We start from the raw sequence: 20,802 nt of genomic DNA on the forward strand, positions 1-20,802 counted from the left end.
AAAAATGAATTCAAAATAGAAATGCTATATACCAGAAGCCTTTGGTTGATTGGAAAGTTCTGATCTAAAGACAAGTTATCCACAATCATTTTTTAAATTCAAAAGTGTTTTCCTGAGTTTTGAATTTAAATTTAAAAATAAGCTTAATTTGAATTTAAAATGAGTTTGTGGATAAGTTTTTTAAATTTAAAAGCTACAAAATGAATTCAAAAGTGTAGGAATTATGAATTTAAATTTACGTATTGGCGCTTTAATTTTCATCATGAACTGCTAAGGTAGAAACATAATTCAAAATCTAAATATTTAAGGGTCTTATGCAACGGCTTGCACTTTTTGTTGGTTCTTTGGTTTTAGCTGCTACACAGGCACAGGCAGAACTGATTATTAATGGTCAGCGTGTGACATCAACGGATATGTCTTCTATGCCGAGCAGTCCGGTCAATTATGCGTCCCAAAATAATTTTCAGAATTGTCTTGCCAATTTGCGCAGTCAGGCGATTGCACAAGGCGTAAGTGGTTCAACCTACGATCGTTATACGCAAAATTTAACACCTGATTATTCTGTGATTGAAAAGTTGAATTATCAGCCTGAGTTTTCGACCCCAATCTGGGATTATCTGTCCGGACTGGTGGATGAAGAACGTGTACAGCTGGGTCGACAAAAACTGCAGCAACATCGTGAGGTATTAAACCGGATTAGCGCAGCCTATGGAGTGCCGGCGGAAACGATCGTAGCCGTATGGGGTGTAGAAAGTAATTTTGGAGATATTTCCGGAAAATATCCTTTATTACAGGCCTTAGGTACTTTGAGTTGTGAAGGTCGTCGTCAAAGTTATTTCCGTGGTGAGTTCTTTACCACCATGAAATTGCTGCAACGGGGTGATGTCTATGAAAACCAATTAAAAGGTTCGTGGGCAGGGGCTTTTGGTCATACTCAGTTTATGCCATCGACTTATGATGAGCTGGCGGTTGATTTTGATGGGGATGGTCGTCGTGATTTAGTCGGCAGTATTCCTGATGCACTGGCTTCTACAGCCAATTTCCTGAAAAAACGTGGCTGGCAGACTGGCCAACCCTGGGGCTTTGAAGTAAAAATTCCACAAGGTATGTCTGTTGCAGGCGAAGGCCGACGCAATAAAAAATCACTGAGTAGCTGGATGAACCGTGGTGTGGTGCGTGCTGACGGTACTCCGCTATTACAGGGCAATTTATCAGAATCTTCTCAGGCTGGCTTATTGGCACCTGCAGGCGAAAATGGACCGGTATTTTTAGTCTTTAAAAACTTTGATGCTATTTACAGCTATAATGCAGCAGAAAGTTATGCTTTAGCGATTGCACATTTATCTGACCGCTTACAAGGTAAGGGAAGCATTCGGGCAGCTTGGCCAACCGATGATCCAGGCACGTCACGTGCGGAACGTCGCGAGATCCAGCAATTCCTATTAAACCGTGGCTATGATATTGGTGAGGTAGATGGTCTGATTGGGGATAAAACTCGTCAGGCGATTCGTCAGGAACAAAGCCGTCTGGGTTTAAGCCCGACCGGTCGGGCAGGACAGCAAATCCTGCGTGCATTTAGAAATGAAAATGCCAAACTAATGATGCGTTAGGAAGAATTTAGACATGATCTAAATATGGTTCTTCATCATAAAAAAGGTCTGCAAATATGCAGACCTTTTTTATAACTATATATAGTGAGCTTAAAGCTGCTTTTATACAGAGGTAATCGTACCTAGAACGCGATAACCGGATGCGCCTGTCACAGCCGGCAGATTGCCGCTGAGTTGATTCATAAAACGCATCGCCAGCCAGGCAAAAGCCGTGCCTTCCACCCAAGTCGGATTTAAGCCAAGGTCGGCTGTGGTTTGTACGCTCCAATGATGTTTACGCAAACGCCAGCGTAACTGTTCCAATAAATGTGAATTATAGGCACCACCACCACAAACATAAACTTCACCGGTATCCAGGCCGGAACGGTAAATGGCTTTTTTAATCGCACGGGTCGTGAGCTTCATTAAAGTAGCTTGCACATTCTCTGGTGTATCTTCAAGTTCATCATATTGAAGATCATTGCGCCAATCAGCAATCTGTTCATCCAGCCATTCCAGATTAAAGTCTTCGCGGCCGGTACTTTTAGGTGGCTCTTTTGAGAAGAACTCATGTTCCTGTAAACGGTCCAATAAGCTACGGATTGGTGTGCCATAAGCTGCCCAGTTACCATTTTCATCAAAAGGCTGGCCGGTATAACGCTGACACCAGGCATCCATCAGAATATTGGCAGGGCCTGTATCAAAGCCATAGACCTGATCCGATTGACCTGCCGGCAGAATACTCACATTGGCAATGCCGCCCAGATTCAGAATCACACGGTGAATACTCTCATGCTGGAAAATATCTTGATGGAAAGCGGGGACTAAAGGTGCACCTTGGCCGCCAGCAGCCAGATCGCGACGACGGAAATCGGAAATGACCGGAATCTGGGTGATTTCAGTAATGATATTTGGATCACCAATTTGCAGGGTAAAGCCATGTTCAGGACGATGCCGGATGGTCTGACCATGCGATCCAATTGCCTTGATTTGCGATTTGTTTAAATTATTTTCTTCAATCAGCGTATTGATGCCATGACCAATCATCTGTGCCAGTGCGACATCGGCTTTGCCCATGCGGTCGATTTCATTGTCATCTGGCAAAGTCAGTGCCATCAGTTCATCACGAAGATCGGGATCAAAAGGCAAGGTGAGGGTAGCATGAAGCTGAAGTGGATCAAAAGAAGCAGCAACAATATCGACACCATCCATGCTTGTGCCGGTCATTACCCCAATATAGATCGCTGTCATGATTATTCTTAAGCCTGCAATGTGCTGAAAAAGTGTTAGTATATCGCACAAATTGAATAACTGATGTATTTGGATTTTGTGATGTCAAATTTCCTGCCGGCTGAAGAACAACTTGCCCTCATCCAACGAGGCACCCACGAAATTATTTCCGAAGAAGACCTTCTGAAGAAATTAAAGCAGAATCGTCCTTTAAAAATTAAAGCGGGTTTTGACCCAACTGCACCGGATCTGCACCTAGGTCATACAGTTTTAATCAATAAATTAAAAGTATTCCAGGACTTGGGTCACGAAGTGTACTTCCTGATTGGTGACTACACTGCGATGATCGGTGACCCGACTGGTAAGAGTGCAACCCGCCCGCCATTGTCACGCGAGCAGGTACTAGAAAACGCAAAAACCTACCAGGAACAAGTATTTAAAATTCTTGATCCAAACAAAACCAAAGTCGTGTTTAACTCGGAATGGTTTGCACAAAAAACTGCAGCTGATTTGATTCAATTGGCATCACAACAAACAGTTGCACGTATGTTAGAGCGTGATGACTTCACCAAGCGTTATAACAACCAGCAACCGATTGCGATTCACGAATTCTTATATCCACTGGTTCAAGGTTATGACTCAATTGCTTTAGAAGCTGACGTGGAGTTAGGGGGTACAGACCAGACCTTTAACCTGTTGATGGGCCGTACCCTGCAAGGCCGTTATAACCAGGAAGCGCAGGTATGTATCACTGTGCCAATTCTTGAAGGTCTGGATGGCGTGAACAAGATGTCTAAATCTTTAGGCAACTATATTGGTGTATTTGATGCACCGGGCGCGATGTATCAGAAAGTCCTCTCTATGCCGGATTCATTGATTGAGCGTTATTTCGATCTGCTTAGCTTCAAATCTATAGAAGAAATTCAAGGCTTGCTGAAAGAAATCGAAGAAGGCCGTAACCCGCAGGAAGTGAAACGTATTTTGGCGCTGGAACTGGTAGAACGTTTCCATGGTGCTGAAGCCGCTGCACATGCGCATAAAGGTGCAGGTAATATCATTACTGAAGGTGAACTGCCAGAAGGTACGCCAGAAGTGACCATTTCACGTGGTGAGTTTGGTGGTGAGATCTTCATTACTTCAATTTTACGTGAAGCTGGCTTAACCAAAAATGCTGCTCAAGCTAAAGATGCCTTAGGCCGCGGCACTGTAAAAGTGGACTGGAAACCGGTTGATGCGTCTTTTTCTGTGAAAGAGAACGTAACTTTAATTATTCAGGCCAGCAAAAAAGCAATTGCAAAAGTGACCTTCGTTGACTAAGGCTGGTTCTAAGTTATTGAAATAAAAGCAGGCTTCGGCCTGCTTTTATTTTTTAAGTTGTATATGAATTATATAAATATAGAAATTCAAAAAAAACCTTATAAAAACAACATTTAAATTTTGCCATTTGGCTTGCATTTCTGGTTTTTTGTGTATAAGATTTATTCGTCTAGAGATTCCGTGAAAAGCATATCTAGAGGGTAATGATCAATAACAGACAACTCCATAATTGATCAGATCTCTAAGTAAAGAGACAAGTTAATATAATGTGAATAACTATAATAATGACATAATGGATCGGGTAAAGATTCAATTCTAAGGAAGAGATTTTGGGAGAGATCTCTTCCTTTTTTATTGGTGTTGTCTGGCTATATGTTCAATCTTCAATATATTCAAAACAAAGATGGATGAATCAGCTGGAATTCAGGTTAAATCCATGGTGAGATGCATGAATCATTTTTGAATCTCAATCTATCTATAAAAAGAAAGGTAAATAAGGTGTATCAATACCAGACTGAACAGATGTTTGATGAAGACATTGATTTCATTTTGCGTTTTCTCTTCGAATATGAATCTGCGGAGCAGAAACAAAAATCTTTTGATCAGGTACAGGCCTTATTTCAGCAATTAGATCTTGCCTCCTACTATTTACTCTTTTCATTAGTCAAAGAACGTCTGCCACGTCGGGCCAAATTATTAGGGTGTGTTGACACTTTTAGCTTAAAAAAATAGCGAAGTAGTAAAATCAAATCACCAAACCCAATTTTACTATTCGCTATGCCTCGTACCATGCTGACAGATCAACACTGGCAAAAGTTGAAAGTTATTCTGCGTAATTTATCTATTCACCACAACTCAAATTTACGCAATTTTATTGAAGCTATTCTCTATAGAATTAGGACAGGTTGTCCGTGGCGAGATATTCCTTCTTGTTTTGGTCATTCAAACTCTATTTTCAAACGTTTTAATCGTTGGTCAAGCAGCGGTAAGTTACTTAGATTATTCAAATTACTAGCCTCATGCCCCGATATGGAATGGATTTTTATTGATGGCTCTCATGTACGTGCTCATCAACATTCTGCCGGCATAGCGAATCAATCCATTTCTAAAAGTGTAGGAGGAAACTCCTCAAAAATACATTTGATTGTTGATGCACATGGCAATCCTATTGATTTCATAATTACCGATGGAACCACACATGATGTTAAAGTTGCGCCTGATTTAATATCAACATTAGATTTAAAAGAGACAAAAGTGGTCTGCGCAGATAAAGGCTATGATTCAGAACCACTGCCTGAACAGATCAGAAAAACAGGGACAAAAGCGAATATACCAAAGAAAATAAATAGCCAATCGAACAATGATCATATGGACTGGTATTTATATAAAATCAGGCATTTAGTTGAAAATATGTTTTGTAGATTAAAGCAATTTAGAGGAATAGCTACTCGATATGACAAGCTCAAAAGAAATTATCAAAGTGCTGTTGCCTTAGCCTGTATATTTTTATGGCTACCTTTATAGGGCTAATTATGAACAGTAAGTGTCAACAGACCCTATTTGCTGCTGAAGACTATAGTGGCAAGAAAGAGGTGATTGAGGAAGTGATGCAGCATTGGGTAAAAGATAGATACTCAAATGTGGCTTAACCGATTTTAATCTTCTGGCTTATTCTTCTGCACTTAAGTAAGCTTTCTGGATGATCTGAAATCTAGAAAGATCATATCCTCATTTTTGCTTCTTAAAAGCGGGTGTTAAGAAAAAATCTGTATTCAGCAAGGATTTTGATCTTAAAAAAAGCTCCATATATATAAGTCGGATAGAAAACAGCAAAATGTGTAACCTGATATAAGAAAGTTTCGGAAAATTCTGGATACAGCCCTTAAATTGTACGGTCTTATTTAAAAATCACAGTTTTTTGATAGTTATCAGGTCTTAATAAATTTTACTGTTTTAAATTGAATTGCAATAAATACGGCTTTTATTGAAGAAAAATGCTCAAAATTTAGATAAAAAAGTGATTTTTTAACGAAATTCGTAGAAAAAAGATACATACGTGAAAAATATAGTGAATTGGGGGTTGCAATGATTCTGAAATCCTCTAGAATGCACCCATACCGACGAGATAGACGGAAACGAGCGAAGCAGATTGCTGAGTTGTTAGGTTTATCGAAGTCCAGCTTCTGGCATTGACGAGATGTTAGAAAGATCATTAAGAGATTATGAAGAACAACTTGTGTGGATTTTTACTGGTTGATTGATCGAAATTATTTTCATTGATTGATTGGTTTGAATTACTCGAAGTTTATTTGAGCGAAATTTAAGTCAGGAAATTGATGAGCCAAGTTTAAGAGTTTTACTTATAAAACTCGAAATGATTTTAACTGAAGAGTTTGATCATGGCTCAGATTGAACGCTGGCGGCAGGCTTAACACATGCAAGTCGAGCGGGGATAGGGTGCTTGCACCTGATTCCTAGCGGCGGACGGGTGAGTAATGCTTAGGAATCTGCCTATTAGTGGGGGACAACGTTCCGAAAGGGACGCTAATACCGCATACGTCCTACGGGAGAAAGCAGGGGATCTTCGGACCTTGCGCTAATAGATGAGCCTAAGTCGGATTAGCTAGTTGGTGGGGTAAAGGCCTACCAAGGCGACGATCTGTAGCGGGTCTGAGAGGATGATCCGCCACACTGGGACTGAGACACGGCCCAGACTCCTACGGGAGGCAGCAGTGGGGAATATTGGACAATGGGGGGAACCCTGATCCAGCCATGCCGCGTGTGTGAAGAAGGCCTTTTGGTTGTAAAGCACTTTAAGCGAGGAGGAGGCTTACCTGGTTAATACCCGGGATAAGTGGACGTTACTCGCAGAATAAGCACCGGCTAACTCTGTGCCAGCAGCCGCGGTAATACAGAGGGTGCAAGCGTTAATCGGATTTACTGGGCGTAAAGCGCGCGTAGGTGGCTAATTAAGTCAAATGTGAAATCCCCGAGCTTAACTTGGGAATTGCATTCGATACTGGTTAGCTAGAGTATGGGAGAGGATGGTAGAATTCCAGGTGTAGCGGTGAAATGCGTAGAGATCTGGAGGAATACCGATGGCGAAGGCAGCCATCTGGCCTAATACTGACACTGAGGTGCGAAAGCATGGGGAGCAAACAGGATTAGATACCCTGGTAGTCCATGCCGTAAACGATGTCTACTAGCCGTTGGGGCCCTTGAGGCTTTAGTGGCGCAGCTAACGCGATAAGTAGACCGCCTGGGGAGTACGGTCGCAAGACTAAAACTCAAATGAATTGACGGGGGCCCGCACAAGCGGTGGAGCATGTGGTTTAATTCGATGCAACGCGAAGAACCTTACCTGGCCTTGACATACAGAGAACTTTCCAGAGATGGATTGGTGCCTTCGGGAACTCTGATACAGGTGCTGCATGGCTGTCGTCAGCTCGTGTCGTGAGATGTTGGGTTAAGTCCCGCAACGAGCGCAACCCTTTTCCTTATTTGCCAGCACTTCGGGTGGGAACTTTAAGGATACTGCCAGTGACAAACTGGAGGAAGGCGGGGACGACGTCAAGTCATCATGGCCCTTACGGCCAGGGCTACACACGTGCTACAATGGTCGGTACAAAGGGTTGCTACTGCGCGAGCAGATGCTAATCTCAAAAAGCCGATCGTAGTCCGGATCGCAGTCTGCAACTCGACTGCGTGAAGTCGGAATCGCTAGTAATCGCGGATCAGAATGCCGCGGTGAATACGTTCCCGGGCCTTGTACACACCGCCCGTCACACCATGGGAGTTTGTTGCACCAGAAGTAGGTAGTCTAACCTTAGGGAGGACGCTTACCACGGTGTGGCCGATGACTGGGGTGAAGTCGTAACAAGGTAGCCGTAGGGGAACCTGCGGCTGGATCACCTCCTTAACGAAAGATTGACGATTGGTAAGAATCCACAACAAGTTGTTCTTCATGACGATGTATCTGAGGGTCTGTAGCTCAGTTGGTTAGAGCACACGCTTGATAAGCGTGGGGTCACAAGTTCAAGTCTTGTCAGACCCACCACTACTGACGAAGCAAGCAATTGCAGAGCGAACAGAAACGGAACGGTACATTGACTTATTGATAAGCTGGGGACTTAGCTTAGTTGGTAGAGCGCCTGCTTTGCACGCAGGAGGTCAGGAGTTCGACTCTCCTAGTCTCCACCACTCATTGCGATGCAATGAGTTAAACATTAAGCAAACGAACTGATAGCTTATAGAGCTTAGTGATTAAGTTGCGTATAATACGCGGCATTGTTATTAAGCTCTGTGATTTATCACAGTAATGCAGTCCGACGAGGATGCATTAAATCATTAACAGAATATATTTGAGTTGAAATAATTTGTTCATACTCATGAAAGAGCGGAAACGAGAGATCGCAAGATTGATTGTTGAAGTGATTGAATGAGAACTAGCGAAATTAACTGAATCAAGCGTTTTGGTATATGAATCTAATTGAAGCTGTACAGTGATTAAGTTCACGAGACTCTAACTGTGTAATTAACTGAGTGATTGGTTGATTATGTTGTTTATCCTACTTGTAGGGATGAACGACTGTTTGGGGTTGTATAGTCAAGTAATTAAGTGCATGTGGTGGATGCCTTGGCAGTCAGAGGCGAAGAAAGACGTGATAGCCTGCGAAAAGCTCCGGGGAGGCGGCAAATATCCTGTGATCCGGAGATGTCTGAATGGGGAAACCCACCGGCTATAAGGTCGGTATCATAAACTGAATACATAGGTTTATGAGGCGAACGCGGAGAAGTGAAACATCTCAGTATCCGTAGGAAAAGAAATCAATTGAGATTCCCTCAGTAGCGGCGAGCGAAAGGGGAACAGCCCATTAAGTCATATCAGTTTTAGTGGAATGCTCTGGGAAGTGCAACCATAGTGGGTGATAGTCCTGTACACGAAAGGGCTGATATGATGATGTCGAGTAGGGCGAGGCACGTGAAACCTTGTCTGAATATAGGGGGACCATCCTCTAAGGCTAAATACTCCTGACTGACCGATAGTGAACCAGTACCGTGAGGGAAAGGCGAAAAGAACCCCTGTGAGGGGAGTGAAATAGATCCTGAAACCGCATGCATACAAGCAGTGGGAGCCACTTCGTGTGGTGACTGCGTACCTTTTGTATAATGGGTCAGCGACTTATATTCAGTAGCGAGGTTAACCGAATAGGGGAGCCGTAGAGAAATCGAGTCTTAATAGGGCGTATAGTTGCTGGGTATAGACCCGAAACCGGGTGATCTATCCATGAGCAGGTTGAAGGTTGGGTAACACTAACTGGAGGACCGAACCCACTGTCGTTGAAAAGCCAGGGGATGACTTGTGGATAGGGGTGAAAGGCTAATCAAACTCGGTGATAGCTGGTTCTCCCCGAAAGCTATTTAGGTAGCGCCTCGGACGAATACCATTGGGGGTAGAGCACTGTTTCGGCTAGGGGGTCATCCCGACTTACCAAACCGATGCAAACTCCGAATACCAATGAGTACTATCCGGGAGACAGACTGCGGGTGCTAACGTCCGTAGTCAAGAGGAAAACAATCCAGACCGCCAGCTAAGGTCCCTAAATCATAGTTAAGTGGGAAACGATGTGGGAAGGCATAGACAGCTAGGAGGTTGGCTTAGAAGCAGCCACCCTTTAAAGAAAGCGTAATAGCTCACTAGTCGAGTCGGCCTGCGCGGAAGATGTAACGGGGCTAAAACTATGTACCGAAGCTGCGGATTTGCAATTTATTGCAAGTGGTAGGGGAGCGTTCTGTAAGCCGATGAAGGTGGATTGAGAAGTCTGCTGGAGGTATCAGAAGTGCGAATGCTGACGTGAGTAACGACAAAACGGGTGAAAAACCCGTTCGCTGAAAGACCAAGGGTTCCAGTCCAACGTTAATCGGGGCTGGGTGAGTCGACCCCTAAGGCGAGGCCGAGAGGCGTAGTCGATGGGAAATTGGTTAATATTCCAATACTTCAGTGTAATGCGATGAGAGGACGGAGAAGGTTAAGTCAGCCTGGCGTTGGTTGTCCAGGTGGAAGACAGTAGGCATGCATCTTAGGCAAATCCGGGGTGCTCTATGCTGAGAGTTGATAGCAAGCCAGTTTACTGGTGAAGTGGCTGATACCATACTTCCAGGAAAAGTCTCTAAGCTTCAGTTACACTGGAATCGTACCCGAAACCGACACAGGTGGTCAGGTCGAGTAGACCAAAGCGCTTGAGAGAACTCTGCTGAAGGAACTAGGCAAAATGGTACCGTAACTTCGGGAGAAGGTACGCTGCCGGCGGTGATAGGACTTGCTCCTTGAGCTGTTGGCAGCCTCAGAAACCAGGCCGCTGCAACTGTTTATTAAAAACATAGCACTCTGCAAACACGAAAGTGGACGTATAGGGTGTGATGCCTGCCCGGTGCTGGAAGGTTAATTGATGGGGTTAGCGTAAGCGAAGCTCTTGATCGAAGCCCCAGTAAACGGCGGCCGTAACTATAACGGTCCTAAGGTAGCGAAATTCCTTGTCGGGTAAGTTCCGACCTGCACGAATGGCATAATGATGGCGGCGCTGTCTCCAGCAGAGGCTCAGTGAAATCGAATTCGCCGTGAAGATGCGGTGTACCCGCGGCTAGACGGAAAGACCCCGTGAACCTTTACTGCAGCTTGACATTGAACTTTGATCTTACTTGTGTAGGATAGGTGGGAGGCTTTGAAGTGGTGACGCTAGTTGCCATGGAGCCGTCCTTGAAATACCACCCTGGTAATATTGAGGTTCTAACTCTGCTCCCTGATCGGGAGCGAGGACCATGTCTGGTGGGTAGTTTGACTGGGGCGGTCTCCTCCTAAAGAGTAACGGAGGAGTACGAAGGTGCGCTCAGCGTGGTCGGAAATCACGCGTAGAGTATAAAGGCAAAAGCGCGCTTAACTGCGAGACCCACAAGTCGAGCAGGTACGAAAGTAGGTCTTAGTGATCCGGTGGTTCTGTATGGAAGGGCCATCGCTCAACGGATAAAAGGTACTCTGGGGATAACAGGCTGATACCGCCCAAGAGTTCATATCGACGGCGGTGTTTGGCACCTCGATGTCGGCTCATCTCATCCTGGGGCTGAAGCAGGTCCCAAGGGTATGGCTGTTCGCCATTTAAAGAGGTACGCGAGCTGGGTTTAGAACGTCGTGAGACAGTTCGGTCCCTATCTACCGTGGGCGCTGGAAATTTGAGAGGATCTGCTCCTAGTACGAGAGGACCAGAGTGGACGAACCTCTGGTGTACCGGTTGTGACGCCAGTCGCATCGCCGGGTAGCTATGTTCGGAAGGGATAACCGCTGAAAGCATCTAAGCGGGAAGCCTACCTCAAGATAAGATTTCCCCGAGACTTTATGTCTCCTAAAGAGCCGTTGAAGACTACGACGTTGATAGGTTGGATGTGGAAGTGCAGTGATGCATGAAGCTGACCAATACTAATTGCTCGTGAGGCTTGACTATACAACACCCAAGCAGTTGTATATAAAGCGTCAATTGATTCACAAATAATCGAAGCAACTTGATTTAGTTCAAAAGCTAGATACAATGAACACCTTAAATTAACTCAGATATACCTGTTAATAACTCATTTGGTAGAAACCTTAGCAATATGTAAGACTAAGCAAGTATCCATAAACAGTTGTGCTGGCGACCATAGCAAGAGTGAACCACCTGATCCCTTCCCGAACTCAGAAGTGAAACCTCTTAGCGCTGATGGTAGTGTGGGGTTTCCCATGTGAGAGTAAGTCATCGCCAGCTCATTATTCCTAAAAGCCCCCTGCTCACGCAGGGGGCTTTTTTTATATTTATATAATCTCTTTTCTCTCTTTAACCACTAATTTTTTACGGCTGTATAATCTCTGATCAGCTGTAAAATGTTATACTACTCGTGTAAATATTTTTTATTCTCTGAGTCATATGCAGCAGATTCTCATAAACACATTTGTGTTGATATAGCTCAGTTTGATTTCTTCCCAGCTATACGCTGTAACAGAATTAAATTTTGATCATCATCAGTATGTCAAACTTGATGGCGAATGGGATTTCTATCCCAATCAGCTGATTGATCCCACTTCTGAGCAGCAGCCCTCTCAATTAAATTCCCCTAGTCAGACTCTTGCTGCTGAAAAAGTTCATTTACCTAATTCTTTCCTGACCTTAACAGGTTATAAAGACCATATTGGAACTTTTCAAAAAACCTTCAGGCTGCCTGAGTCAGCCATTAATCATGCAGTTTATATTTACGTACCATATCAGTATGGGGCTTATCGTATGTATGTCGATGATCATCTCCTGATAGAAGTAGGGCAGGTAGGCATACACGGTCAGCATCAGACCATGATGGCGCCAAAGCTGGCTTCTTTCTTTCCCTCACAGCGGGAAGTGACGCTTACCATTCAGGCTTCAAGTTATCACCATATCCGTGGCGGGCTGGAAAATAGCATGTTTATTGGCTTTAACCAGCCTATTTTGGATAAGTTTTATGATCAGGTAATTCCTTTAAGTGTGATCAGTGGCGTTCTGCTGATGATTGGCTGCTTTATGGTGTTCTTTGCAGTGTTTCGCAGCCTTAAAACGCAAGCAGGTAATTTGTTGCTGTTTCTAGGGTTATTTATTCTGTGCTTGAGCCTGCGTAGCTTCTTTGCAGTCCCATTTATTTATACTTTATTCACGAATATTTCCTGGGTATGGGGCACACGATTTGAGTATTTACTGACTGAATTAGCGACTCTGTTCTTCCTGATTTATATCTATTTATTACCTTATCGACTGTTAAATCCTTATTTATTAAAAGTCACAGCTTTGTTAATTAGTATCAATGTGGCTGTGACTCTGTTTACGCTGCCTTATATCTTCCAGAGCTTCTTTTTCCAGAGCTTTAGTATTGCAGTACTGGTCTTTATTAATCTGCTTTATGGCGCTTACCGCATGCACAAATCGCATGTGCGTTATTCCAAGATCAATTCTATTGCGGTGGTGCTGGTCTGTCTGACCTTCCTGCATGACTATTTACTTGCTTTAAAGGTGATTGATTCAGTTGAAATTGCATTTTATACCTCCTGTGCCTATTTTATTTTAATTACCTTTCAGCTCAGCCGTGATTATGCGGTGCAAAGTATTAATACCGAGTTATTAAACAAGCAACTTTTGCGCCTGAATAAAGAACTTGATCAGAAGGTTCAGGACCGTACGCGTGATATCATCTTGCTCAATGAGAAACTCGCGCAGCAGGTGAGGCTGGATTCACTTACTGGGGCTTATAACCGCTTTGCTTTAAATGAACAGCTTCAGCAGCAATATGAATATGCAATCGCAAACCAAACTTTGCTGGCTGTTTATATGATCGATGTGGATTATTTTAAAAACTATAATGACTATTATGGCCATCTCAAAGGTGACTATATTTTAAAAACACTGGTTCGAACCATTCAGCAAATATTGCCTGAAAATGGCTTTCTGGCACGTTATGGTGGTGAGGAATTTGCCATTTTACTGGCAGATATTTCCTGGCAGGAAGGAAGCCAAAGCTTTTGCCGAGCAACTTTGCGAGGTCATTCGTCAGCTCAATTTGGAACATGCCAATCGTGGGGATGACAAGACCTGGATCAGTATCAGTGTCGGAGCAGCGATTATGGATGCAGAGCGTATCTATAAAAATGTTGATCGTTTACTGAAAACAGCTGATCAGCAGTTGTATCAGGCGAAAGTTCTTCGCGATTCAGCCTGTATTAAATAATAAAAAATCCAATCAATACATCAGCTATCTTTACCTGATCAAGTTATATCCGCTTACGATTCCTTTACTTTTTTATTATTTTAGCCGCTTTCCGGAATGCTAAATTGGTACTTATCTGAATGAAATTAGCATGAAGAATAACAATGAAACAGACTCAACTAGCAGCAATTTTATTATTAGGCTTGGGTTCCTATAGCCTGACCGCCTGTGCCCAAGACAAGACTTCATCACCGGCAGCTGGGCAATCCGCTGCCAAAACCACACAGCAAGCCTATAAAGTCGAAGAATTTACGCAGTTGAATGAGCCATGGGCACTGACTGAGCTGCCAGATCAGCGTTTACTGATTACCGAAAGATCAGGAAAATTAAAATTATTTAATCCAGCCAATCGCAGTACTCAAACTGTTCAGGGTATTCCTCAAGTGGCCTATGGCGGACAAGGTGGCTTAGGCGATATCGCTCTCCATCCTGACTTTGCCAAGAATCAGTGGGTATATCTCAGTTATGCCGAACAGGGGCAGGGTGGCTATGGTGCAGTCGTGGTTCGTGGCAAGCTCGATCTCACCAAGAGCACGCCACAGCTCACTCAGATCAAAAAAATCTGGACCCAGGTACCGAAATTTTCTTCCGGAAAGGGTCATTATGGGCACCGGATTATCTTTGGCTCAGATAACAAACTCTGGATCAGTTCGGGTGAACGTCAGCAATTTAATCCAGCTCAGGACATGAAATCCAATGCCGGCAAGATTATTCGTCTGAATGATGATGGTTCAATTCCTTCCGATAATCCATTCATGAACCAAGGTGAAATTGCTAAACAGGTCTGGAGTCTGGGACACCGTAATCCTCTCGGTTTGACATTTGATCCACAAGGGCAACTTTGGGTGATTGAAATGGGTCCTAAAGGTGGTGATGAGCTGAATAAAGTGATGAAAGGCAAAAATTATGGCTATCCGATCGTCTCCAATGGGGATCATTATGATGGCAAGCCGATTCCAGATCACAGTACCCGACCAGAGTTTGAAGCACCAGCACTAGATTGGACTCCAGTAATTTCTCCTTCAGACTTGCTATTCTATACTGGCAATAGCTTTCCTCAATGGAAAAATAAAGCCATTGCTACAGGTCTGTCTTCTCAGGCAATGATCGTGATTGATACTATTCAAAGCCCTGTTAAAGAAATACAGCGACTGGATATGAAAGAGCGGATTCGTGGTGCGATTCAGGCCAAAGATGGCTCACTCTGGGTGATTGAAGATGGTCCAAAAGCCAAGTTGCTTAAGATGACCGCCCCTCAGTAAAAAGCTAAATAGTTAATATCAGAATGAAAGAAAAAGGCCCCAACTCCTGTGAGGGCCTTTTCAAATTTAGCTCAGATACCTTTCCTCCGGTATCAATCAGCATCCTGCCGATGTTTTATTCTTGTTTTTGCAAGACTTCCTGTCTTGGTATGCACTCAATATAGCCTGAGTCAGAAAGACCGAGTAGAGGCATTGACCGCATCTGCTGTAGGCCAGAGGCGACAAGGTCACTTGAAAATATTTATCCAATTAATTCCAGAGTTCTCAGGATAATTTTGCGATATGGTAGAGATAGAAGACCTTATTAAAGCTCATCTCTCTATTCAATAAAATAATAAAAAGAAGAAGCACATGCCTACCGTTCAAATTGAAGTCCGGCAGCAGTATTCCCAGGCTGATGAAGAGCGGTTACTCGACAGCGTATTTCAATGTGTGAAAAATGCGTTTCAGCTGCCTGACTATGACCGTAATATCCGGCTGGTGGTACATGAAGCCCATCGTTTTCAGTATATGACTCATCTGACCCAGCCTGAATACTTTACCTTGATCGGTATTGACTGCTTCGCTGGCCGGAGTCTGGAGACCAAGCGCAAACTGTATCAGCAGATTGTGTAGAAAGCTTGGGAAAACTGGGCATTCCGCCTGATCATATCCTGATTCATCTGTGAGAAAGTCCATGGGAAAACTGGGGGATCCGAGGCGGACAAGCAGCCTGTGATATCAATTTAGGCTTTAATGTAGAGATCTGATTTTTTGAAGAAAAATACCAGATTTTAAATGCAAAAAAGCCCCAACATCCTGTTGAGGCTTTTCTGGATTTGCTTCTCAGATCTGACTCCTGTCTGACCTGTCAACGTCCTGTTACTCTGCGCTTTTTATTGTTGTTGTATGGCTTTGCAGACTTCCTGTCTGTCTATGAATCAAACTATAGCCTTGAACTGAAAGTGAGAATAGCCGACAAATTCTGCGCTGCCTGTAGGCTAAAGCGCACATCGCTGTCGTCTTCAGGCACTGACATACTGGATCAGCTTATCCACGACATCTCTGAGTGTTTTATTGTCGAATTCATTTCCTTCAAAGCTGTAGTCTTTATTGCGACTAAAAATGTCTCGCAGCTCTACAATCGCATTGGTATCCACCATACCGAGCTGAGTGCCGACCTGGCGGATCTGATCAATGGAACGTGAGCCATTAGTGACGCCATAACCTATATAGGCTGCCGGCTTGCCTTGCCATTCCTTGGCCAGATAATCCAGCGCATTTTTTAATGCCGGGCTATAGCCATGGTTATATTCGGGACTGATAAAAATAAATGCATCCGCAAGGGCAATAAAGTCAGCCCATTCCTGCTGTTTCGGCTGATCATAAATACCGGTCAATGGGGGATGAGAACCAGCAAAAAGCGGAAGATCCCATTCTTTTAAGTCGACAAGTTCGGTTTCAAGCGTGCTAAAACCATATTTTTTAATTTCCTGTAGTACCCAATGTGCGACCTTAATTGCTGTACGTCCTTCACGCACACTGCCAACCACAATATAAATTTTCATATCTTTCCCTTTCTTATCGCATTCTCATCAAATTAAATTAATCAGATTTCTGAACAGAGACTAGAGAGGATTTGTATCCAGAAACTAAAAAAGCTCCCGAAGGAGCTCTTTTAAATCATGTGATTAGCTGAAATTACATCAGCTTCACACCTTGCTGGCCAGCCGGAGTGACTTTGAAGATTTCGACTTCAAAGGTGATGTTTTTACCTGCAAGTGGATGATTAAAGTCCACTTCAGTAATGTCATCATTCACGGATCTTACCACGCCATACAAAGTCGATTTGGCCTTGTCTTCAAACTCGATCATATGACCTTCAATCGGACGTTCGCCGAATTTCACCGTATCAAATTTTTGGACATTTTCAGGATTCCACGGACCAAAAGCTTCTTCGGGCGGAAGGCTGACGGTACGACGGTCACCAGCACGTAAGCCCATTAAAGCTTTTTCAAAACCTGGTAATAGGTTGCCATCACCAATGGTCAGGCTTACCGGTTCTTCACGGCTACGGGTATTGTCAATTTCTACGCCACTTTCGATCGCGACAGAAAAATGAAGCTCGACTTTAGAGCCGTCTTCAACACGAGTTTCCTCGTTAGGATTAATAAAATCAGTCATGTTGCGCCTGTGCACGTTGAATTCGGTGTTTTTCCAGGAAAAACGTATCAATCAGCAGCAGAATCGTACCTAAAGTAATGGCACTATCCGCAATATTAAAAGCAGGGAAGTGACTGTTCTGATAATAGACATGAATAAAGTCGACCACATAACCTAAAGAAATGCGATCAATCAGATTACCAATAGCACCACCCAGAATCAGGGCAACTGCTAGTGGCAAGACTTTCATGCTCTTTGGCATACGCATCAGCCAGAACACGAAAACCACAGACACTAAACCTGCAAGTGAGGTAAAGAAATAACGTTGCCAGCCACCGGCATCGGACAAGAAACTAAAGGCAGCGCCATAGTTATGTAACAGTGTCCAATTTAAAAAGGGCAGGACGGGCACTGGATTTGCATATTCCAGATGTGTTACCGCAATCCATTTGGTCCATTGATCTAGAATGATCGCCAGAATAGCCAGTCCGATCCACCACAAATTGTGGGGATAGAACTGGAACAGACCCTTTTTCTGCTGTGGGTTAGGCATATTTTCTCTCTTCACCTTGGCCGCTTGGGAGGTTAATAATACAACGACCACATAGTCCTGGATGTGAGGTATGTGTATTCACATCAGGAAGTACATGCCAGCAGCGTACACATTTCTCGCCATCTGCCGCAGATACTTTCACGCGCAGGCCTTCAAGTTCAGCGTCATTGCCTTGAGCAGCATCAAACGGATTCACGATTACCTGAGAAGTGATCAGAACGAAACGCAGCTCATCACCCAGACGGTCTAGAACAGCTTTCAGCTCATCATTGGCCCATAACTCAACTTTGGCAGACAGATTTGAACCCACCAGTTTCTCATTACGCGCATTTTCAATGTGCTTGTTCACCGCAGATTTCACTGCAATCAGGGTTTGCCAGTCTGCTTCAGATAACAGGTTTGCCTGTGCTGAAACTGGAATATCGTACCATTCAGCAGTGAAGACATATTTCTCGCTTTGACCTGGAATTAGTGGCCATGCTTCTTGAGCGGTGAAGCTCAGGATTGGTGCCATCCAGCGAACAAAGGCTTGTACCAGATGATACAGTGCAGTTTGCACAGAATGACGTGCCTGCGAGTCTGCTTTAGTAGTGTACTGACGGTCTTTGATGATGTCTAAGTAGAAACCACCGAGGTCGTTAATACAGAAGTTGGTCAAGGCATTGGTCACGATATGGAAGTTCATATCTTCATATGCTTTCTTGATGGTTTCCTGTACATCATTCGCGCGTTGCAGGATGTATTGATCCAGTGCAATCAGTTGATCTACGGGTAGGGCATCAGTTGCCGGGTTGAAGCCATTCAGGTTTGCCAGTAAGAAACGCAGGGTATTACGGATACGACGGTAACCATCTGATGCACGGTTAAAGATCTCTTTACCTGCGGTCATTTCATAACGGTAATCTGCTGAAGCGATCCAGAAACGCAGGCCGTCTGCACCCATGTTCTTTATAATGTCTTGCGGAGTAATGATATTACCCAGCGATTTCGACATTTTGCGACCTTTCTCATCGACCACGAAACCGTGAGTCAGCAGACCTTTGTATGGCGCACGTTGATTGATCGCCATAGAGGTCAATAATGAAGACTGGAACCAGCCACGGTGTTGGTCAGAACCTTCAAGATATAAATCAGCCGGATCGGTCAATTCTTCACGGTCACGCAGCACTGCATAGTGGGTTGTACCAGAGTCAAACCAGACGTCTAAGGTATCGCGAACCGCGTTGTACTGCTCAGCATCATCACCGATGAAGTCTTTGGCTTCACGGTTATACCAGGCATCAATACCTTCCTGTTCGATCAGTTTCGCGACTTCTTCGATCAGTTCAGGTGTACGTGGGTGCAGTTCATTGGTGTCTTTATGCACGAAGAATGGGATTGGCACACCCCAGGTACGTTGACGTGAGATACACCAGTCCGGACGGCCTTCAATCATCGCCTGAATACGGTTTTTACCCCAATCCGGTACGAAGCTGATGTCATTTTCAATGGCATTCAATGCGCCCTGACGCAGACCTTTTTCATCCATGCTGATGAACCATTGTGGGGTCGCACGGAAGATAATTGGAGTTTTATGACGCCAGCAGTGCGGGTAGCTATGCTTGATAGGCTTATGTGCCCATAGCTTGTTAGCTTCGCCAAGCGCCGCAATAATTTGTGGATTGGCCTTGTAGATATGTTCGCCTGCAAATAGTGGTGAAGTCGGTAAATACACACCATTACCGCCCACTGGATTATCTACTTTCAGGTTATACAGCAGACCAACTTTATAGTCGTCTACACCATGGCCAGGCGCAGTATGGACAGCACCGGTACCGCTGGTCGCGATAACGTGTTCACCCAAAATGACTGGTACTTGACGCTCAGCAATTAAAGGATGTTGCAGTACCAGATTTTCAAGTTTCGCACCGGCAAACTCGGCAATCACTTCAACCGCGTTAAAGCCATAACGCTCAGTCGCAGATTCAACCAGATCTTTGGCCAGGATAAAGTTTTGTGCAGCTTTATCTTCACCACGTGCAACAACAAGCTGGTATTCAATTTCAGCATGCAGGGCAACTGCCTGGTTCGCAGGCAGGGTCCAAGGCGTAGTCGTCCAGATTACGATATCGGTTGAGTCTTTAACTTCAACACCTAAACGTGCAGACAGATCCGCCAGATCAACCACGGTGAAACCCACGTCGATTGCATCTGATTTTTTATCTTCATATTCAACTTCAGCCTCAGCCAGTGCTGAACCACAGTCCAGACACCAGTTCACCGGTTTAAGACCTGGCTGGATATGGCCATTTTTCGCGATTTCACCGAGTGAACGCACGATGTTGGCTTCCTGCTTGAAGTTCATGGTGAGATAAGGATTGCTCCAGTCACCAAACACACCCATACGGATGAAGTCTTTTTTCTGTAGCTCAACCTGGCTCAATGCATATTCGCGGCAAGCTTTACGGAAAGTAGGCGCATCCACTTTAACGCCGACCTTACCGACTTTTTCTTCAACTTTCAGTTCAATTGGAAGACCGTGACAATCCCAGCCTGGTACATACGGCGCATCAAAGCCGTCCATGATGCGGCTTTTAATGATGATGTCTTTAAGTACCTTGTTGACTGCATGACCTAAGTGAATCTGGCCATTGGCATATGGAGGGCCATCATGAAGCACGTATTTTTTCTTGCCAATTCGCGATGCACGAATCTGCTGATAAATGTCATCGGCATACCACTCTTCTAACCATTTCGCTTCACGTACTGCCAGATTTGCTTTCATTGCAAAGTCAGTACCTGGGAGGTTTAGCGTGGCTTTATAATCCACTGCATTTTCAGGAGTTTGCTTATCGCTCATGCAAGTTGTCTTCCAATTTAATCAGTCATTAGACTGACACGTTTTACAATAAAAATACGG

The 20,802-nt window shown here is 44.2% G+C and carries 12 protein-coding genes, 2 tRNA genes, 3 rRNA genes and 1 pseudogene; 13 read left to right on the top strand and 5 right to left on the bottom strand.

The annotated features are described in order from the left end of the window. Positions 1–314: 314 nt before the first annotated feature. On the top strand, positions 315–1,610 hold the full coding sequence (locus FOC32_RS04650; RefSeq protein WP_217706277.1) for a lytic murein transglycosylase: 1,296 nt from the start codon (positions 315–317) through the stop codon (positions 1,608–1,610). Between the two features lie 102 nt (positions 1,611–1,712). Here the strand turns inward: FOC32_RS04650 and FOC32_RS04655 are convergent, their stop codons facing one another. Continuing rightward, positions 1,713–2,840: an anhydro-N-acetylmuramic acid kinase gene (locus FOC32_RS04655; RefSeq protein WP_005233064.1), complete on the bottom strand. Its 1,128-nt coding sequence runs from the start codon at positions 2,838–2,840 to the stop codon at positions 1,713–1,715. A gap of 63 nt (positions 2,841–2,903) precedes the next feature. Here FOC32_RS04655 and tyrS point away from each other — a divergent pair, with 63 nt between their 5' ends. The 12 genes and pseudogenes from tyrS to FOC32_RS04715 all read left to right on the top strand — a co-directional run bounded on the left by tyrS (position 2,904) and on the right by FOC32_RS04715 (position 15,957). Continuing rightward, positions 2,904–4,136: a tyrosine--tRNA ligase gene (gene tyrS, locus FOC32_RS04660; RefSeq protein WP_161792066.1), complete on the top strand. Its 1,233-nt coding sequence runs from the start codon at positions 2,904–2,906 to the stop codon at positions 4,134–4,136. 498 nt (positions 4,137–4,634) lie between these two features. Continuing rightward, on the top strand, positions 4,635–4,868 hold the full coding sequence (locus FOC32_RS04665) for a hypothetical protein (RefSeq protein WP_175966533.1): 234 nt from the start codon (positions 4,635–4,637) through the stop codon (positions 4,866–4,868). Positions 4,869–4,913: 45 nt separating this feature from the next. After that, entirely contained in the window at positions 4,914–5,660 is a 747-nt protein-coding gene (locus FOC32_RS04670; protein ID WP_175966535.1) for an IS5-like element ISAba31 family transposase, read from the top strand. A gap of 857 nt (positions 5,661–6,517) precedes the next feature. Beyond that, positions 6,518–8,055: ribosomal RNA gene (locus FOC32_RS04675) — 16S ribosomal RNA — on the top strand. A gap of 61 nt (positions 8,056–8,116) precedes the next feature. Further along, positions 8,117–8,193: transfer RNA gene (locus tag FOC32_RS04680), tRNA-Ile, on the top strand. 67 nt (positions 8,194–8,260) lie between these two features. Continuing rightward, a tRNA-Ala gene (locus FOC32_RS04685) sits at positions 8,261–8,336 on the top strand. A gap of 404 nt (positions 8,337–8,740) precedes the next feature. Next, positions 8,741–11,632, top strand: a 23S ribosomal RNA gene (locus tag FOC32_RS04690). A gap of 182 nt (positions 11,633–11,814) precedes the next feature. Further along, positions 11,815–11,929 (top strand): 5S ribosomal RNA (gene rrf, locus FOC32_RS04695). Together the 16S, 23S and 5S rRNA genes with 2 tRNA genes alongside form the textbook arrangement of a ribosomal RNA operon. Before the next feature lie 204 nt (positions 11,930–12,133). Continuing rightward, positions 12,134–13,765: a GGDEF domain-containing protein gene (locus FOC32_RS17110; RefSeq protein ID WP_175966537.1), complete on the top strand. Its 1,632-nt coding sequence runs from the start codon at positions 12,134–12,136 to the stop codon at positions 13,763–13,765. Then, positions 13,740–13,907 carry a GGDEF domain-containing protein gene (locus tag FOC32_RS17115; protein WP_262477641.1) on the top strand — a complete coding sequence of 56 codons (168 nt, stop codon included), beginning with the start codon at positions 13,740–13,742 and terminating at the stop codon, positions 13,905–13,907. Before FOC32_RS17110 ends, FOC32_RS17115 begins: the two co-directional genes overlap by 26 nt. A 143-nt stretch (positions 13,908–14,050) precedes the next feature. Continuing rightward, on the top strand, positions 14,051–15,208 hold the full coding sequence (locus tag FOC32_RS04710; protein WP_175966541.1) for a PQQ-dependent sugar dehydrogenase: 1,158 nt from the start codon (positions 14,051–14,053) through the stop codon (positions 15,206–15,208). Between the two features lie 351 nt (positions 15,209–15,559). Next, positions 15,560–15,957, top strand: a pseudogene (locus FOC32_RS04715) (tautomerase family protein). 255 nt (positions 15,958–16,212) lie between these two features. Here the strand turns inward: FOC32_RS04715 and FOC32_RS04720 are convergent. The 4 genes from FOC32_RS04720 to ileS form a co-directional block, all read right to left on the bottom strand. Then, positions 16,213–16,755 (bottom strand): NADPH-dependent FMN reductase, encoded by a 543-nt coding sequence (locus FOC32_RS04720; RefSeq protein WP_005232867.1) that lies wholly within the window; start codon positions 16,753–16,755, stop codon positions 16,213–16,215. A 133-nt stretch (positions 16,756–16,888) separates the two neighbouring features. Beyond that, positions 16,889–17,371 (bottom strand): FKBP-type peptidyl-prolyl cis-trans isomerase, encoded by a 483-nt coding sequence (locus tag FOC32_RS04725; RefSeq protein ID WP_125278879.1) that lies wholly within the window; start codon positions 17,369–17,371, stop codon positions 16,889–16,891. Next, positions 17,364–17,903, bottom strand: a complete 540-nt coding sequence (lspA, locus tag FOC32_RS04730; protein WP_175966543.1) for a signal peptidase II — start codon at positions 17,901–17,903, stop codon at positions 17,364–17,366. The genes FOC32_RS04725 and lspA overlap by 8 nt, the downstream gene beginning before the upstream one ends. Further along, the gene (gene ileS / locus FOC32_RS04735; RefSeq protein ID WP_175966545.1) at positions 17,896–20,742 is read right to left on the bottom strand and encodes an isoleucine--tRNA ligase; all 2,847 of its coding nucleotides are present in this window, start codon (positions 20,740–20,742) and stop codon (positions 17,896–17,898) included. The genes lspA and ileS overlap by 8 nt, the downstream gene beginning before the upstream one ends. Positions 20,743–20,802 lie beyond the last annotated feature (60 nt).

The organism is Acinetobacter sp. FDAARGOS_724 (assembly GCF_013364475.1).
Lineage (GTDB): Bacteria > Pseudomonadota > Gammaproteobacteria > Pseudomonadales > Moraxellaceae > Acinetobacter > Acinetobacter variabilis.

Excerpts from the sequence above, each read along its gene's own strand:
- FOC32_RS04650 (WP_217706277.1), top strand. The coding sequence starts at position 315 with ATGCAACGGCTTGCACTTTTTGTTGGTTCTTTGGTTTTAGCTGCTACA.
- FOC32_RS04655 (WP_005233064.1), bottom strand. The coding sequence starts at position 2,840 with ATGACAGCGATCTATATTGGGGTAATGACCGGCACAAGCATGGATGGT.
- tyrS (WP_161792066.1), top strand. The coding sequence starts at position 2,904 with ATGTATTTGGATTTTGTGATGTCAAATTTCCTGCCGGCTGAAGAACAA.
- FOC32_RS04670 (WP_175966535.1), top strand. The coding sequence starts at position 4,914 with ATGCCTCGTACCATGCTGACAGATCAACACTGGCAAAAGTTGAAAGTT.
- FOC32_RS04710 (WP_175966541.1), top strand. The coding sequence starts at position 14,051 with ATGAAACAGACTCAACTAGCAGCAATTTTATTATTAGGCTTGGGTTCC.
- FOC32_RS04720 (WP_005232867.1), bottom strand. The coding sequence starts at position 16,755 with ATGAAAATTTATATTGTGGTTGGCAGTGTGCGTGAAGGACGTACAGCA.
- FOC32_RS04725 (WP_125278879.1), bottom strand. The coding sequence starts at position 17,371 with ATGACTGATTTTATTAATCCTAACGAGGAAACTCGTGTTGAAGACGGC.
- lspA (WP_175966543.1), bottom strand. The coding sequence starts at position 17,903 with ATGCCTAACCCACAGCAGAAAAAGGGTCTGTTCCAGTTCTATCCCCAC.
- ileS (WP_175966545.1), bottom strand. The coding sequence starts at position 20,742 with ATGAGCGATAAGCAAACTCCTGAAAATGCAGTGGATTATAAAGCCACG.